The sequence below is a fragment of the Halomonas sp. CH40 genome (assembly GCA_041875495.1).
GTDB lineage: Bacteria > Pseudomonadota > Gammaproteobacteria > Pseudomonadales > Halomonadaceae > Vreelandella.
The window spans coordinates 765,697-782,598 of record CP112982.1 but is presented as its reverse complement, the minus strand read 5'-3'; the positions used below and the strand labels follow the sequence as shown (position 1 = coordinate 782,598).

Sequence of the window (16,902 nt, the reverse complement as noted above, 5' to 3'; positions counted from 1 at the left end):
GATGTTTTAATTAACTGTTTTAATTGACTGTATTTTTAGCTTTCTCTTCAACTGCTGCGCCATCCATCTGCAAGGGGTCATTCAGGCGCTGAACCCGGCGCAGAATCTCGTTGACCACCGCCCGCGGGCTGCGTCGGTCAGTGCGTACGCTAACATCCGCCGTTGAACGATAAAGTGGATCACGCTTGGCATACATGTCGTAAAGCACCTGCTCACGGTTTTCACACTGCAGTAACGGGCGGTTGCGATCCTTGGCGGTGCGCTTGAGCTGCTGCTCAACGGTCGTCATCAGATAGATCACCGTGCCACGCTCGCGCAGTACGCGACGGTTTTCTTCACGCAGCACAGCACCGCCACCGGTAGCCAGCACAATGGGGCTGCGGCGGGTCAGTTCGTCAATCATCTGTACTTCACGCTGACGAAAACCAACCTCGCCTTCAACATCAAAGATCCAGGGAATATCGGCGCCACAGCGGTTCTGGATGGCGTGGTCACTATCCACGAAGTCACGGGCCAGCTCAGCTGCCAGCAGGCGACCTATGGTGCTTTTACCAGCCCCCATGGGGCCGATCAGAAAGAGGTTGGGTAAATCCTGCATCAACGAACCGCCAAACCATCATCAAGTAAACGTGGAGTTATAAAGACCAGCAGCTCTACTTTTTCACTACTCTCTTCAGTGTAACGGAACAGCCTTCCAATAAAGGGGATGTCTCCCAGCAACGGCGTCTTGGCCATCTGACGCAGCTCTTCCGTTGTCAAGATACCACCCAGGACAACGGTTTGCCCATCATCAACCAGCACTTGTGTTTCTATGGTGTTGGTGTCAATCGGCGGTTCACCGCCAAATTCCGATTCGCGGAAGCTGTCATTTCGGATAACCAGATCCATGATAATCCGGTTATCCGGCGTGATCTGCGGGGTTACTTCCAATGACAGCAAGGCCTCCTTGAACTCAGTATCCGGATTGTCATTGCCGTCGACACTCTGAAACGCCCGCTCTTCGCCCTGGCTGATAATCGCCGTGCGCTGGTTGGCCGTGATTATCCGTGGCTGGGAAATCGTCTGGCTCTTGCCTTCGCTTTCCAGCGCTCTCAACTCCAGATCCAGCAGGATATCGCTGGATAGATAGCCAAAACCAAAGGTGGTCTGCGCCGCAGTATTACCGCCCAGATCAACTGCCAGGCCGCCGGTACCCGGTGAACCATTGGAAGCCCCATTGAACGTCAGCGCGTCTGGGTTACTTGAACCGCTGAAAATATTATTCACCGAGCCATTGCCAGAAATGCCCCAGTTGATGCCCAGCTCCCGGGAAGCGGTATCCCGGGCAATGACGATACGCGCCTCAATCTGCACCTGACGTACCGCCACATCCAGACGATCCAAGGTGGTCAGAATCTGATTGACCTGCTCTTGGGTATCCTGAATCAACAAGGTGTTGGTACGCTGATCGATACTGACCCGGCCACGTTCAGTCAACAGGCCAAAGCCGTCTCCTCCGCGCAACAGCTGCGCCAGATCTTCCGCCCTGGCGTACTTGACCTCGATAAACTCGGTGATTAACGGTGCCAGAACATCGCGCTGGTTACGGGCTTCCAGTTCCTGCTGCTCTAACTGGGCAAGCTCCTGGGCAGGCGCGACGACAATAACGTTGCCTTTTTCGCGGCTTGAAAGCCCCTGGCTTTGCAGGATCAGATCCAATGCCTGATCCCAGGGCACATCATTAAGGTTCAGCGTCACTCGGCCGGTCACACTGTCACTGGCGACAATATTCAGGCCGGTAAACTCGGCCAGAGTCGCCAGTACCGCGCGCACTTCAATATCCTGGAAGTTGAGGCTTAAGCGTTCGCCTTCATAGACCTGGTCCTCGCTTTGCGCCTGCTGGGGTGCCTGGCTCGCTGGTTCCACTTCCACCGTCAGCGTCTGGCCACTTTGTGACGACATCATGGCATAAGGGCCTTCGGTTTCGAGAATCAACTGGGTACCGCGCTGAGTGGCCCTGGGCACCACGCGTTGAATCGGGGTAGCGAAATCGGTGACATCGTAGATCTGATTGAGCGCATCAGAAATCGCCACATCACGCAGATCCACCACGACCCGATTGCGACCGTCTTCCTCTACCCGAACACGGACATTGTTACGGTTGAACACCACATCCAGCTGTCCGGCTCCCCCGCTGCCACGACGAAAATCAATCCGCTCGATCTGCGGCCCCTGGCTGGTTTCCAGGTCGGGCGCTTCTTCCATGCGGGCCATGTCATTAATACCGCCAGATGGCTGGCCAGGCTGGCCAGGCTGGCCAGGCTGGCCAGAGTTCGCAGCCACTGAAATGCGCAGAGACTCTCCATCGCGCTGAGTGGTGTATTCATAGGCCTCAGCCAGATTAATGATCAGCCGTGTGCGCCCATTGCCTTCAACCGCTGTTACACGCCCCACCCCCGCATGGTTAATATCAAAATGTCGCCGATCAAGAGCGCTTCTTGTATCGGCCAGATCCAGCATCAGCCGATGGGGCGAATCCAGCCGATAATCCTTGACTGTCGGCGCTTCGCCAAAGAACTGTAGATTGATATCTACCCGGTCTGCGTTGGCATGATCAACATTCAAATCGGTCAGCACCGCCGCGCAGGAGACACCCGGCAGCCATGCAAGCAGCAACACTATGCCGATAAGAATGCCGCGCACCTGCGTCTTACCTAACGTCTCGCTCAACATTCAGCGCCCCCTAATATTTAATCTTGCCGATAGCGGTATTTATTTTCATTCCTCACCGTCCAGCACAAGCGCCACCTCGCGCACCTGCCAGCCTTCAGTCTGGGTAAAAATACGCTCATCTATTTCAATACGTTTTGCGCCAATGCGTACAATCCGCCCGTAGTCCGGGCCGATGTAATTACCTTCACTGACGCTGACCACATCGCCTTCAGGCGTTCGGATCAAGGCGCGCTGGCGGTTGTTCATCTCTAGCATGCCTACCAGCGCCAGCTCCTGTAGCGAGAAGCGCTCCAAAGGCTGCGGCTCGCGGGAAGTATCCGGTGCCAGATTGGCATTCGCCACCAAAACAGGCGCTGACTGGCTTGCCACTGCTTCAGGCGCCAGAAAGGGGCTACGCTCACCGCCATGGGTATAGGCGAGCGGCTGATATTCCGGTATGTGCGGCACCACCAGCGGCGGCTGCGTACCCGGCGCCTGGCGTATCTGCTCCAGCTCCTCGGCCAGCTCACCCAGCCTGGCATCCGCACAGCCACCCAGCAGCACCATCAGTATGAGCATCAGCCCCCACCCTGGCCAACGGTTCATTGCTCACCTCCCTGAGTGCTGTCATTCTCGGCGCCTTCGCTCTGAGGTCGGTCACTGTAAGTCCGGGCGAGTATGGCCAACCTCAACGTCTGCTCGTCATCCTCCAGTGGCTCCAAGACAAAATCATGCTGGGTGACAATGCGAGGCAAGGCAGCTATATCGGCCACAAACTGTGCGATATCGTGATAGCCGCCCTGCACTTCGATATCAAAAGGATGTTCAATATAGTGTGTCTGGGGAGTGGTTTCCCGCAAGCGGATGGTTTCCACGCTCAAACGGTTATCCAGCGCCGCATCGCTGATACTGTCCAGCAAGGAAGGAATTTCAGCGTTCGTCGGCAGCATGGCCCGCAACTGCTGCATCTGCGTGTCCATCTCTGCCAGCTGCTGCTCGATTTCTGGCAGATAGGTCGTTTCCATGGCTTTTTGTCTGAACTCCGTCAGCAGACTGGATTCCTCACGCTCGGCCGCTGATAGCCGCTCGATACGCTCCTTGATCACGAACCAGTAGATCAGCACCAGCGCCAGAATAAAGACCAGCAACAAGGTGATCACTCTGAGCAATAACGGCCAGGTGCCGGCTTCCTTGAGATCAAGCGCTTGTAGATCGGTATCGCGCAGGCGCTGCCATTCCTCGCTCAAGCGGCTAGCCTTCATCATCGGCCTCCTCGTTGCTGCTCTCCGCCTCGGTCTGGCGCACTTCAAAGCGGAACAGCCGCCGGGTGGAATCTGTCTCGCGCTCTACTTCTGAAAGCGAGGGCGTACCCAGCCTTTGCTCTCCAGCAATCCGACGTAATTGCTCGGAGACCTGTCGATCCGTTCCGGCTTCTGCTGTGACGCTCAGCAACTGGGCGCTGCGCGACAACCGCTGATAGACAACCCCATCCACCATGCTGGCAGAGATATCATTAAACACCGCCACCGTAGCGCCACGCGCATTCTGTAGATTCTGAAACGAGGCTAACCGCTCGCTCAGCTCGTCGGCGTCGGCCTTGAATTCACTGACGCGACGAATATCCGCATCAAGCTGGGAGACCTGCTGGCGAATGAAGTCGTTACGCTGCTGCTGCGCTTCAAGTTCCGCGTAATAATAAAAAGCGATGGCACCACCCAGCGCAGCGCCTAGCAGCAGAGCCAGCACCAACAGGGTATAGAAACGTCGGGTCAGCTTTTCACGCCGGGCCTCTCGCCAGGGCAGCAGATTAATCATTATGCTCATGGCCCAGTTCTCCTATTGCCCGGCTCGCATGGCCAAGCCACACGCAGTCAACATGGCAGGCGCATCATTGCTCAAGGCGTCTTTTTTGAGGCGCTTGCTGACCAGCATGTGCTGAAACGGGTTGGCAATGGTAACGGTCATACCACTGTCTTCGGCAATCCGCTCGGCTAAGCCGGGAATGACGCTGGAGCCACCGGCCAGTACGATTTCCTTCACCTCGTGGTGGCGCCCCGCGGTATAATAAAGCTGCAGTGAACGCCCCACCTGCTGGACGACGGTTTCCAGAAAAGGCGTCAGCACCTCAGCATGGTAATCTTCCGGCAGACCGCCGCGTTTTTTGGCAAACCCGGCTTCTTCCATCGAAAGGTCATAGCGTTCACGAATGGCATCCGTTAACTGACGTCCGCCGAACACGGTGTCGCGACTGTAAACAATATGCCCTTCGCGCATCACATGAAAGGCGTTCATATGAGCACCAATATCCACCAGCGCAACGCAGGCCGAAGCTTCCCCCTTGGTGGTTAACTGGCGACGTAGTGAATCGAAAGCGCGCTCAACGGCAAAGGTTTCCACGTCAACAGCGGCGGGCTCAAGCCCTGCTTTTTCCAGAGTTTCCGTCAGTTGCCTGACATCCTGCTGGCGGCAGGCGACCAATAGCACCTGCTGTTCATCTTCATTGAACGGCGAAGGCCCCAGCAGCTGAAAATCAAACGCCACCTCATTAAAAGGGAACGGGATATGACGTTCAGGGTCTTCAATAATGCGTTCTTCAATATCTTCTTCGCTCAACTCCAGCGGAAAGGATAAGGTCTTGGTGATGGTAGCACTGGCAGGAACGGCCACGGCGGCTTTACGGGTGGATGGCCTGGCATGTTCAACGGCTCGGCTAAGTACATTGGCCACATCATCAATATCCTGGATGCGACGCTCGACAACCGCCCCATCACGTAATGGCCGCACAGCATAGCTGGCCACCTCATAGTTGCCAGCGGTTGGCTTGAGCTCAAGCAGCTTGACAGTAGCCGACGTGATATCCACGCCAATCAGCCCTTTGCTAGGCTTTAGTAAGCGCATTATTGAGTTTGACTCCCGCAAAAAAGATCGCTGCCTGAAGGTTACATCAGTTTAACGATGTGCACACCCGGCAGCTTTTATCACATCAGCACTGGTGAGAGCAGGCTGAGCTTCCTATAATGCCCGCTTATCATGTATGTCTACTTTTAGATTGCTGTGTATCATCAAACGTGACAACACACCTTATCGCCCACAGGGGCTTTTGTTCATGAAGTTGATCCGTAATATCATTTTATCTCTGTTTTTCATGCTGGTATCGCTGGCCGGTGGCGTTGCGCTGGCTGTTATTGGCGCGGCACTCTACTTTGCCCCTGGCCTTCCGGACGTGCGTCAGCTGCAGGATTTCGAGCTGCATACGCCACTTCGCATCTACACCCGTGATGCCAAGCTGATTGGTGAATTCGGTGAAGAACGGCGTATTCCCGTCGACTTTGCCGATATTCCCCAGCCTATGATTGATGCCCTGATTGCGGCAGAAGACCAGAGCTACTTCGAGCACTCGGGGGTAGACCCGCGTGGTCTGGCCCGCGCGGCGGTTGAGCTGGCGCAAAGTGGCGGGGCAATTCAGTCCGGTGGTTCAACGATTACCATGCAGGTGGCCAGAAATTACCTGCTGACCCTTGAGCAGACCTTCACCCGCAAGATTCGTGAAATCCTGCTGGCGCTGCAAATGGAGCAGGTGCTCGACAAGGAAGAAATCTTTGAGCTTTACGTTAACAAGATCTTTCTTGGCAACCGCGCTTACGGTATCGCCTCCGCTTCAGAAACCTACTATAACCAACCCCTTAGCGAGCTAAGCCTCGCCCAGACGGCGATGATCGCTGGCTTGCCCAAGGCACCTTCAGCGTTTAACCCACTGGCTAACTCCGAGCGCTCCTTGATTCGCCGCAACTGGATTCTGTTCCGCATGCGCGAACTCGGCTTTATCGATCAGGACGCCTATCAGCAAGCGGTGCAGGAACCCATTACTGCCCAGCGACATCGCACACAGACGGAAGTGGATGCTGCCTATGTCTCCGAAATGGCGCGTCAATACGCCATGGATGAGTTCGGCAATGATGCCTATACCGGCGGCTACCGGATTTACACGACGCTGGACAGCGAACTTCAGCCTTATGCTCAGCAGGCACTTGCGGACGGCCTGCTTGCCTACGACAGGCGCCACGGCTGGCGAGGGCCGGAAGAGCGTGACATCCCGGCCAGCCTGGTTGAAGCTCAGGAAAACACTGCTACCCGAGGCCTGGAAGAAGAGCTGGGCGAATCCCCCGAAATTCGCGAGACCGCCCGTCAGGCCGCTGAGCGAAGCCAGACCGTGGTCGATGGCTTCGACGGCGATGTCAGCAACTGGATTCAAGTGCTACAGAACACCCCCAGTTACGGCGTTCTGGAGCCAGCGATCGTCGTTGAAACCCTCGGTCGAGAAATGAAGGTGCTCACCCAGGATAATGAGATTCGCACTATTCCCTGGGAAGGTATGGCCTGGGCGCAGCCTTACCTGAGCCCACGCAGCCGGGGTGCCGCCCCCACATCAGCCGGCCAGATTGCCAAAAGTGGCGACCTGATAAGAGTTATTGAAGACGAGAACGCCAACCTGCGCCTGTCACAGCGCCCCCAGGTGGAAGGCTCTCTGGTGGTTCAGAACCCCGATGATGGTGCCATTGTTGCCCTTCAGGGTGGCTTTGACTTCAATGCCAGCAAGTTCAACCGCGCAGTACAGGCAGAAAGGCAGTCAGGGTCAATCTTCAAGCCCTTTGTGTATGTGACGGCTCTGCATAGCGGCGAGATGACCGCTGCCACCATCATCAATGATTCGCCGCTGGTGCAGGCGGATGGTAGCAACTCCTTATGGCGCCCGATGAATTCAAGCCGCGACTTTCTGGGGCCGATGCGCCTGCGCCCGGCACTGGCCCGTTCGCGCAACCTGGTGACGATCCGTATCCTGCGTGAAATGGGGCTTAACTACACCATCAACTACCTGGAAGGGTTTGGCTTTGAACCTGGGCGCTTGCCGAGAGGCCTGTCACTGGCACTGGGTAGCGGCAGCCTAACACCGTTGGAAATGACCAATGCCTACGCGATTCTTGCCAACGGTGGCTTCAAAGTTCACCCCTGGTATATTCACCGCGTTACTCAAGGCGAGGAAAATGGCGAGGTAGTTTACGAGGCAACGCCTCGGGTTGTGTGTGAAAACTGCCCGCCAGACCAGGAAAGTGTTGAAATTGATGGCCGGGAGTTTCCCATCGCCCCGCGGGTGGTCGACCCGGAAGCCGCCTATATTATTCGCGATATGCTGCGCGAAGTGGTCGAGCGAGGCACAGCCAGGGCCGCTTTAAGCCTTGAACGCAGTGATATCGTTGGCAAGACTGGCACCACCAACGATCAGCGCGACGCCTGGTTTGCAGGCTTTAACAGTGATCTGGTGGCCACGGTCTGGGTGGGCAAGGATAACAACGAAAGTATCGCTGAATACGGTTCCAATGCGGCACTGCCGATCTGGATCAGTTTCATGCGCGATGCGCTGGAAGGTCAGCCGGAAGCCTGGCCCGAACAACCCGAGACGGTTGTCAGCGTACGTATTGATCCTGACACAGGACGCCGCCTGCGTGACGGTCAATCGGGCGGTATTTCCGAGCTGTTTGATGTTGACCACCTGCCCAGCTATCAATCTCGCTCGGTCAGCCAGGAAGTGGAAGAGATGAGTGGCTCTCAAGGGACAGGATCACCTGAATCCATCTTCTGAGTTACCTGATCCTTCCTGATTAACTAAAAAAGCCCGGCGTTAAAACGCCGGGCTTTTTTACTGACCAGTGGCTTTTATTCAAGCCGATTGCGGTAAAGACTCCCGACGGCTCGCCAACCAGTTGGCGACAATGGCGACGGCCATCACCACCGCACCCGCCGCTTCAATCATGAAATCAGGGTAGAAAACCGCCACAATCGCCCCCCCGATAGCCAGACGTGAAAGCAGCCCCATGTGAGTAAACAGGTAGCCTTCCAAAGCCGCCGCAAAGGCCCCAAGCGCCAGCAGGGCAATAAAGCCCGTCCAGATCACTACAGCAACCGGCCCGCCCATGATGATTTCCGGGTTGAACACCATAAATAGCGGAATCAGGTAAAGCCCCTTGGCAAATTTCCAGGCCTGGAAGCTCGTTTCCATGGGCTTACTGCCCGCAATGGCAGCCCCGGCAAACCCAGCCAGGGCAACCGGCGGGGTCACATTGGAATCCTGGGAGTACCAGAACACCACCAGATGCGCGATCAATAGCGGAATACCAAACTCCTGGGTCAGCGCTGGCCCAACCAGCACAATCAGGACGATATAGCTGGCGGTTACCGGCAACCCCATGCCCAGAATCAGACTGGCCAACAACACCATCACCAGGGCCAGAATCAGATTGCCTCCGGAGAACGCCATCATCATCGATGAAAACTTCAACCCCAGCCCCGTCAGGCCCACCACGCCAACGATAATACCGGCTACCGCACAGGCCATGGACACCGCCACCGCGTTGCGTGCCCCCAGCTCCAGCCCTTCAATCAGCTTGCGTAAACCGCTGGCCAGCGCCATTTTCATCCGGCTGGCCGTCACCGGCTGACCTTGCCCCGGGGCCACAAAGAAAAACCACACGACATAACGCAGCACGGCAACCGCCACCATGGTGATCACTGCATAGTAGCCAACCCGCATCGGCGACATACTCATTGCCAGCAGCCATACCAGCACCAGCAGCGGCAACAGGAAATGCCAGCCATCGCGCATAACGTCACGCATCTGAGGTAACTCGCTGCGCGACATCCCTTGCATACCCTGTTTCAGGGCGATGATATGCACAAACAGGTAAACAGTGGCAAAGTACAGCACTGCTGGGAAAATGCTGACCTTGACGATATCCAGGTAAGGCGTATTGGTATACTCGGCAATCAGGAAAGCCCCTGCCCCCATCAAAGGCGGCATAATCTGCCCCCCGGTAGACGCCGCGGCCTCAATGCCACCGGCCTGCTTGGGCTTGTAACCCAGCTTTTTCATCAGTGGAATGGTAAAGGCACCGGTGGTGACCACATTGGCGATCGCACTGCCGGAAATCGACCCCATGCCAGCCGAGGCAATTACCGACGCCTTGGCGGGGCCACCGCGCTGGCGCCCCGTGGCTGCGTAGGCCATATCAATGAAAAACTTACCCGCCCCGGTGCTTTCCAGAAAGGCGCCGAACAGCACAAAGATAAAGATGTAAGTCGCGGCAACCCCCAGCGGCAGGCCAAAAATGCCTTCTTGCCCCAGGTACAGCTGCCCGGCAATACGGTCAAGGCTATAGCCGCGATGAGCCAGAATCCCTGGCAGCCATTCCCCCAGCCAGGCCAGATCACCCCGCGGCCCAGCCATGGCATAAAGAATGGCAATGGTGCCAATAATCGTCATGCTGATACCCACGGCGCGCCGACTGGCTTCAAGCACCGTAAAGGTGGCGATACAGGCCACCAGAATATCAGTGTCACTCCAGAAACCGGCACGATTGATGATGTCATCCAGGAACAACACCAGATAGCCACCGGTAATCATGGCGCCAATAAAGAACAGCGTATCAATCGCGCCTGCCAGCAGGCCGCGCTTGCGATGCGGCCCAAAGGCAGGAAACATCAGAAAGGCCAGCATCATGATCAGCGCCAGGTGGATGCTACGCTGATAGAAAAGCCCTAAGGGTTGAATGCCCGCTGAATAAAGCTGAAACAGTGACAAGCCGACGGCCACTGCTGTAATGCACCATAAAATCGGGCGTGAATGCGGTATCTTGCCGCCTGGCATGACCACCACAGGTTGTTTGGGTTCATTCATGAAATTCTCACCTGGCCCTGTATGATTTGCTTGTTAGTGGTTATTGATAGCCCGCTTCCTGAAGCTGAATAATCACCCGTTCCCCCGCCGCCTGTTCACTGATACTGACGCTTTTAGTGGGCGCTTGCGCTGGCCAGACAAGGCGATGGTTCACCCGCATGGCACCGACACGCAAGGCGTAGCGGTTGCCGGGTACCGGTTCGTCAATCCCCTTGATCCAGTAGCCACCCTTGCCATCTGATACCTGTACGCCCCGCCCCAGAACGTGGCCAAGACCGGCTGCAAAATCCGGTTGATGGCTGCGCTCCAGCACCATTCGGCCTGCTACATTTCGGTAGCAGTCAAGCACCACAAACTGAGCAACGGAGTGATTCCACTTCACACACCACTGCGCCCCTTGGGGCATAGGGATGGTGATCAGCCTCTGCTTGCCTGGGGAACCTGGCTGAACATCGCGCTCAACCACCAGCTCATAGCCAACAGCCGGAGCAGAGGCTGACTCTGCTCCGGCTGCAGGAGAGGTGACGAAGACAGCCAACAGAACCAACATCTGCCAGCGTCTTGCCCAGGGAAGCAGGCAGAACATGATTTTGATCATGGCAGCCTGACACCTGTTAATAAATCAGCAGACCCCGCTCAGGGGCGAAGACGATCCGGCACGTCGACACCGGCATCTTCCAGATAACGGATAGCCCCCGGATGCAGCGGCACCGGCGTTGATTCCAGGGTGAAGTCAATGGTGGTGTCGTTGGCCGCTGGGTGAACGGCAATCAGCTCATCGGTCTGTTCGAATAACAGCTCGGTGAGTTGATAGGCCAGCTCTTCATCCATGGCCGCATTGACGACCAGTACATTCGGAACACCAATGGTCGGCACCGCTTCGTCCATGCCTTCGTAGAGATTTTCACCCAGCTCATAGCGGGCGAAGACCGCTACTTCTTCCTGAGCATTGGCAATCTCTTCGTCTGACAGACCCACCAGACGGATATCACGGGTGGTTGCCAGGTTCAAAATCGAGCTAGTAGGTGGGCCAACGCTCCAGAAACCCGCATCGATATCGCCATCGCGAATGGCATCAGCGGTTTCATTGAAGTTCAGGCGCTGAGGGTCGAAGTCGTCATAGCTGATGCCATTGGCTTCCAGCAGCGCTCGGGCATTCAGCTCGGTGCCGCTGCCCGGTGCGCCGACAGACACTCGCTTGCCCGCCAGGTCGCTGATGGAATGCACATCCGATTCGGCCAACGTCACCAACTGGACAGCATTAGGGTACAGCGATGCCAGAGCACGGGTATCCTCGATCTGGCGGCTCTCAAAATGGCCGGTGCCGGTATACGCCTGATAGACAGTATCTGCCAGCGCCAGCGCCATATCCGCATCGCCCCGCATGATCAAGCCCATATTTTCAACTGAGGCACCGGTCACCTCGGCTGTCGCCTGAGCGCCTTCAATATGGTTATTGATCATCTCGGCAAAGCCGCCGCCCATCGGGTAATAGGTGCCGCCCGTGCCACCGGTGGCAATCGAGAGCTGCTGGGCTGAGGCGGGTAGCGCTACGGCCAACATGGACGCAGCGGCCAGGGTGGTAACGGTTGTGAAAGCTTTATGAGATTGCATACGCACTCCTTCGCCCTCTCGGGCATTATTATTGATATGACACACGCATCTTTCGATCCAACGACTTACCAAAACGGCTAGGCCAAGGCTGGCTAACAGACGTTCAGACTATGTAACAAAAACTAGCACGACTTAAAAGCGCTTGGCCACTGTCGATTAACGCTGGCGTAAACGCAAGGCTTATCCAGATAGGGTTCAAGCCTCCACCATACGGTTTACCTGGCTGACAATATGCGCGCCAATCGGCAGCGCAGAGGTTGCAGCCGGGGAAGGCGCGTTGCCCACGTTCAGGGTGCGTCGGGTATTCACAAACAGAAAATCATCCACCAGTTTGCCATCATGGGACACCGCCTGGGCACGCACGCCTGCCGGGTAAGGTTGAAGATCATCCAAAGTAATACTAGGGCAGTACTTTTGCACCAAGGCCAGGTAACCACGCTTATAAAGCGAGTTTTTCAGCTCCATCAGCCCAGGGCGAGCATTGTTGGCCAGCACCTTGAGAATACCGCCATGGGTAAGCATCTGGCCCATATCCTCAAGCGATATATCGCGCTTGCGATAGCCTTCGCGTTTGAAGGCCAGCACCGCATTGGGGCCAACGGTAACGCTGCCATCAATCATCCGGGTCAGGTGCACGCCCAGAAACGGCATGCTGGGGTCCGGAATCGGGTAGATCAGATGGTTGACGATCCGCTGATGATGCTCAGGCAGCACATAATATTCACCGCGAAACGGGCAGATCGTGAAGCCAGGGTCCTTACCCAGCAGACGGATCACCCGGTCGGCCATCAGGCCTGAGCAGCTGACCAGGTAGCGGCTGGTCACAACATGCTCGCTGCTGTCTTTATGGCTGGTGACCACTACTTCTGCCGAGCGTTCTTCAAGCCCGACCACCTCTTGGCCATAGCTGATTTCGCCACCCAGGCGCTGAAATTCATCCGCCATGGCGCGGGCGACCTGGGCGTAATCGACAATACCACTGGAGGGCACATGGATTCCCGCCACCCCAGTGACGTTGGGCTCACGTTCTGCCAGCGCCTGCGCTTCCAGCCACTCACGCTCAAGGCCGTTTGCCTCGGTGCGCTCCCACAGTGCCTGCATGCGCTGCTTTTCCAGATCATTGGTGGCGATCAGAAGCTTGCCGCAGATATCATAGGGCACCTGGTGTTCATCGCAGAAGTCACGAGTAGCGCGATTGCCTTCCAGGCAAAACCTGGCTTTCAGGCTGCTCGGTGTGTAATAGACGCCTGCATGAATCACCCCGCTGTTATGCCCTGTCTGATGCTGTGCTGGCCCGCTTTCCTTTTCAAGCACCAGCATTTGCTTGTCCGGATAGGCCTTTTTCAGCTGCATGGCGGTGGACATCCCCAGGATGCCGCCGCCAACGATGACAAAATCCCACATGCTATCTACCTCCAGAATCCCTTATGATGGGGGAATAAAATTTCGCTGTTTCGCCAGTTTATGGATTCTTCCCCATGTCTTCTCGTATTTTTTCTCCGGCGCCAACGTCGCCGTTAGTCACACCGACGACCAAAGACACCACAATGCCCAAGGACGGTGTGCGCGAAAACCTGGGCATTCGCGCCTACCAGCTGCTCAAGAACGACATTATCAAAGGCACCTTTGCACCCGGTGAAAAGCTGCGCATGCATGCCCTCAAGGCCCACTATGACCTGGGCATCAGCCCGCTGCGTGAAGCGCTCTCGCAGCTGGTGGCTGAGCATCTGGTAGTGGCCATCAGCCAGCGTGGCTACCGGGTGGCGCCTATGTCATTAGCAGAGCTGCACGATATCTACGATGCCCGCGCTCAGCTTGAGGCCATGCTGCTGGGGCTGGCGATCGAGCGCGGCGATGACGCCTGGGAAGCCGATGTCGTCGCCAAGGCCCACCACCTGAATATCGTCAGCGCCAGCAATACCCCCGAAGGGCTGCTCGCTATCTGGGATGAGCGACACAGCACCTTTCATACCACGCTTGTCAGTGGCTGTAACTCATCCCACCTGCTGCAGGTACGCGCCGGGCTTTTTGACAAGGTACAGCGTTACCGCCACCTATGGCTGAAAGAGACAGTATTCTCCGAGCAGGCGCTGGAGCAGAAGCGCCAGGAGCACTCAGCGGTGGTTGACGTCACGCTGGAGCGCCGCCGTGAAGACGCCATGGCCATGATGCACGACCACCTGATGACGCCCGTTCCCATCATCACCGAGGCCATGCATCAACAGGGGCTTGCCTGAGGGCCTCAATAAAAAATTTCAAAAAATGTAGAAATTTTTAAATAACAACGATAAATTAACTGGGTCAGGAGCTTCACGCTTCAACCGCACAAGTTATAACGACGAGGACACGCCATGAGCCGCTTTAACTGGGATGACCCGCTTCTTCTCGAACAGCAGTTAACCGACGAAGAACGTCAGATTCGCGATGCCGCTTACGATTACTGCCAGGAAAACCTCCAGCCCCGCGTACTGACTGCTTTCCGCGAAGAGCGTTTTGATCGCGAGATCATGACCGAAATGGGTGAGCTGGGCCTGCTGGGCGCGACGGTCTCCCCCGAGTACGGCGGCGCAGGCGTCAACCACGTTGCTTATGGCCTGATTGCCCGGGAAGTCGAACGCGTTGATTCCGGCTACCGTTCGGCAATGAGCGTGCAGTCATCGCTGGTGATGTACCCCATCGAAGCCTATGGCAGCGAAGAACAGAAACAGAAGTTTCTGCCGCGCCTGGCCACCGGCGAACTGGTCGGCTGCTTTGGTCTGACCGAACCGGATCATGGCTCCGACCCGGGCTCCATGGTCACCCGTGCCGAAAAAGTGGATGGCGGCTATCGCCTGACCGGCGCCAAAATCTGGATCACCAATAGCCCGATTGCCGACCTGGCCGTGGTCTGGGCCAAATCGCCCGCCCATGACAACCAGATCAAGGGCTTTATCGTCGAGCGTGGCACCGAAGGGTTCACCACGCCGAAAATTGAAGGCAAGGTCTCTCTGCGCGCTTCCATCACTGGTGAGATCGTACTGGATAACGCCTTTGTACCGGAAGAAAACCTGCTGCCTGATGTCAGCGGTCTGAAAGGGCCTTTCGGCTGCCTCAACAAGGCGCGTTACGGCATCGCCTGGGGTGTTATCGGCAGCGCCGAATTCTGCTGGCATGCCGCCCGCCAGTACACCCTGGATCGCAAGCAGTTTGGTCGCCCGCTGGCGCAAACCCAGCTGATTCAGAAAAAACTCGCCGATATGCAAACCGAGATTACCCTGGGGCTGCAGTCTGCCCTGCAAGTGGGCCGCTTGATGGACAGCGGCAACTGGGCACCGGAGATGATCTCGCTGATCAAGCGTAATAACTGCGGCAAATCATTGGACATCGCCCGCATGGCCCGCGACATGCACGGCGGCAACGGTGTTTCCGATGAATACGGGGTGATTCGCCATATGGTCAACCTGGAATCGGTCAACACCTATGAAGGCACCCACGATATTCATGCGCTGATTCTGGGTCGCGTCCAGACAGGTCTTCAGGCGTTCTTCTAAACCGCTTGGCATTTTGAGCGCTTCGCTGCGGCGAAGCGTTTTCGATAACGGTTTATGAGGAGCATCACAATGCAACAGTCTCCCCCTGCGCCGCTGGCGGGCGTCAAGGTGCTTGATCTGTCACGCGTGTTAGCTGGCCCCTGGTGCGGCCAGATGCTTGCCGATATGGGTGCTGAAGTCATCAAGGTTGAGCGTCCGGGCAAGGGTGATGACACTCGCCAGTGGGGTCCGCCCTGGCTGGCAAGCCAGCAGCCCGAACAGCGCGGCGAATCGGCCTATTATCTGTCTGCCAACCGCGGCAAGCGCTCGGTAACCGTGGATATCTCCCGGCCCGAAGGCCAGAAGCTGGTGCGGGAACTGGCGGCGAAATCCGACGTAGTCATCGAAAACTTCAAGGTCGGTGGGCTCAAGAAATACGGTCTGGATTACGCGAGCCTGAAAGCAGTTAACCCGGCGCTGATTTACTGCTCCATCACCGGTTTCGGCCAGCAAAGCCCCTATGCCCACCGGGCAGGCTATGATTTTATGATCCAGGCCATGGGCGGCATCATGAGCCTGACCGGCCAGCCGGATGACACACCCGGAGGTGGCCCGGTCAAGATAGGCGTCGCCTTTACCGATATCTTTACTGGCCTGTATGCGGCCAATGGTATTCTTGCCGCCCTCTATGCCCGAGATAAGCAGGACGCCGCTAACCGCGAAGGCACCCATATCGACATGGCGCTGATGGACGTACAGGTTGGCGTATTGGCCAATCAGGCGCTTAACTACCTGACCTCTGGCAAGGTGCCCCAGCGCCTGGGTAATGCTCACCCTAATATCGTTCCCTATCAGGCGTTTACCACAGCTGATGGCCATATGATTGTGGCGGTAGGCAACGATGGCCAATTTCAGCGTCTCTGTCAGGTGCTCGAACGCAGCGAACTGGCTCACGATGAGCGCTTTGCCACCAACGGCGCCCGGGTCAGTCATCGCGAACAGCTGATTCCAGAACTTCAGGCAGTACTTGCCACCCGCGGCACTGACGAATGGCTTGCCGCCCTTGAGGCTGTAGGCGTACCGGCCGGGCCCATCAATACGCTGGATCGGGTCTTTGATGATCCTCACGTCAAGGCGCGGGAACTCAAGCAAGCGTTAACACACCCGGAATCCGCAAGTGGTAAAGTGGACCTGGTCAATAACCCGATCCGCTTTAACGGGGTCCAGATGAGTGCACAGAGTGCCCCGCCTACCCTGGGCGAGCACACTGATAGCGTACTCAAGGAACAGCTGGGGCTGGATAACACTCAGATTGACGGACTTAAAGCGCTGGGCATTTTGTAGACACTTCTACAACGC

General features: G+C 56.7%; 14 protein-coding genes. 4 read left to right on the top strand and 10 right to left on the bottom strand.

From position 1 onward, the window contains the following. Positions 1-19: 19 nt before the first annotated feature. From aroK to pilM, 6 genes are read right to left on the bottom strand one after another with little or no spacing between them, the layout of a single operon-like run. Positions 20-598: a shikimate kinase AroK gene (aroK, locus tag OR573_03650; protein ID XGA80763.1), complete on the bottom strand. Its 579-nt coding sequence runs from the start codon at positions 596-598 to the stop codon at positions 20-22. Continuing rightward, positions 598-2,712, bottom strand: coding sequence for a type IV pilus secretin PilQ (gene pilQ / locus OR573_03645; GenBank protein XGA80762.1), 2,115 nt, complete (start codon positions 2,710-2,712; stop codon positions 598-600). The genes aroK and pilQ overlap by 1 nt, the downstream gene beginning before the upstream one ends. A 45-nt stretch (positions 2,713-2,757) precedes the next feature. Next, positions 2,758-3,297 carry a pilus assembly protein PilP gene (locus OR573_03640; GenBank protein ID XGA80761.1) on the bottom strand — a complete coding sequence of 180 codons (540 nt, stop codon included), beginning with the start codon at positions 3,295-3,297 and terminating at the stop codon, positions 2,758-2,760. Next, positions 3,294-3,956: a type 4a pilus biogenesis protein PilO gene (gene pilO, locus OR573_03635; protein XGA80760.1), complete on the bottom strand. Its 663-nt coding sequence runs from the start codon at positions 3,954-3,956 to the stop codon at positions 3,294-3,296. Before pilO ends, OR573_03640 begins: the two co-directional genes overlap by 4 nt. After that, positions 3,943-4,515 carry a PilN domain-containing protein gene (locus OR573_03630; protein XGA80759.1) on the bottom strand — a complete coding sequence of 191 codons (573 nt, stop codon included), beginning with the start codon at positions 4,513-4,515 and terminating at the stop codon, positions 3,943-3,945. The genes pilO and OR573_03630 overlap by 14 nt, the downstream gene beginning before the upstream one ends. A 12-nt stretch (positions 4,516-4,527) precedes the next feature. Continuing rightward, positions 4,528-5,589 (bottom strand): type IV pilus assembly protein PilM, encoded by a 1,062-nt coding sequence (gene pilM, locus OR573_03625; GenBank protein ID XGA80758.1) that lies wholly within the window; start codon positions 5,587-5,589, stop codon positions 4,528-4,530. Between the two features lie 208 nt (positions 5,590-5,797). On the opposite strand from pilM, the gene OR573_03620 reads away from it, so the two are divergent. Beyond that, a complete protein-coding gene (locus OR573_03620; GenBank protein ID XGA80757.1) occupies positions 5,798-8,329 on the top strand; it encodes a penicillin-binding protein 1A in 2,532 nt (843 codons plus the stop codon). A gap of 78 nt (positions 8,330-8,407) precedes the next feature. On the opposite strand, the gene OR573_03615 is transcribed toward OR573_03620, so the two are convergent. The 4 genes from OR573_03615 to lhgO all read right to left on the bottom strand — a co-directional run bounded on the left by OR573_03615 (position 8,408) and on the right by lhgO (position 13,438). Continuing rightward, on the bottom strand, positions 8,408-10,420 hold the full coding sequence (locus tag OR573_03615; GenBank protein ID XGA80756.1) for a TRAP transporter permease: 2,013 nt from the start codon (positions 10,418-10,420) through the stop codon (positions 8,408-8,410). Between the two features lie 40 nt (positions 10,421-10,460). Then, positions 10,461-11,018 carry a DUF1850 domain-containing protein gene (locus OR573_03610; GenBank protein ID XGA80755.1) on the bottom strand — a complete coding sequence of 186 codons (558 nt, stop codon included), beginning with the start codon at positions 11,016-11,018 and terminating at the stop codon, positions 10,461-10,463. A 38-nt stretch (positions 11,019-11,056) separates the two neighbouring features. Then, a complete protein-coding gene (locus tag OR573_03605) occupies positions 11,057-12,034 on the bottom strand; it encodes a TAXI family TRAP transporter solute-binding subunit (GenBank protein XGA80754.1) in 978 nt (325 codons plus the stop codon). A 195-nt stretch (positions 12,035-12,229) separates the two neighbouring features. After that, positions 12,230-13,438 carry an L-2-hydroxyglutarate oxidase gene (lhgO, locus tag OR573_03600; protein XGA80753.1) on the bottom strand — a complete coding sequence of 403 codons (1,209 nt, stop codon included), beginning with the start codon at positions 13,436-13,438 and terminating at the stop codon, positions 12,230-12,232. A gap of 143 nt (positions 13,439-13,581) precedes the next feature. Here lhgO and csiR point away from each other — a divergent pair, with 143 nt between their 5' ends. The 3 genes from csiR (at position 13,582) to OR573_03585 (ending at position 16,887) form a co-directional block, all read left to right on the top strand. Then, complete coding sequence (csiR, locus tag OR573_03595; GenBank protein XGA81655.1) at positions 13,582-14,271, top strand: DNA-binding transcriptional regulator CsiR; 690 nt, start codon at positions 13,582-13,584, stop codon at positions 14,269-14,271. Positions 14,272-14,385: 114 nt separating this feature from the next. After that, positions 14,386-15,564, top strand: a complete 1,179-nt coding sequence (locus OR573_03590) for an acyl-CoA dehydrogenase (protein XGA80752.1) — start codon at positions 14,386-14,388, stop codon at positions 15,562-15,564. A gap of 69 nt (positions 15,565-15,633) precedes the next feature. Beyond that, a complete protein-coding gene (locus OR573_03585) occupies positions 15,634-16,887 on the top strand; it encodes a CaiB/BaiF CoA-transferase family protein (protein ID XGA80751.1) in 1,254 nt (417 codons plus the stop codon). Positions 16,888-16,902 lie beyond the last annotated feature (15 nt).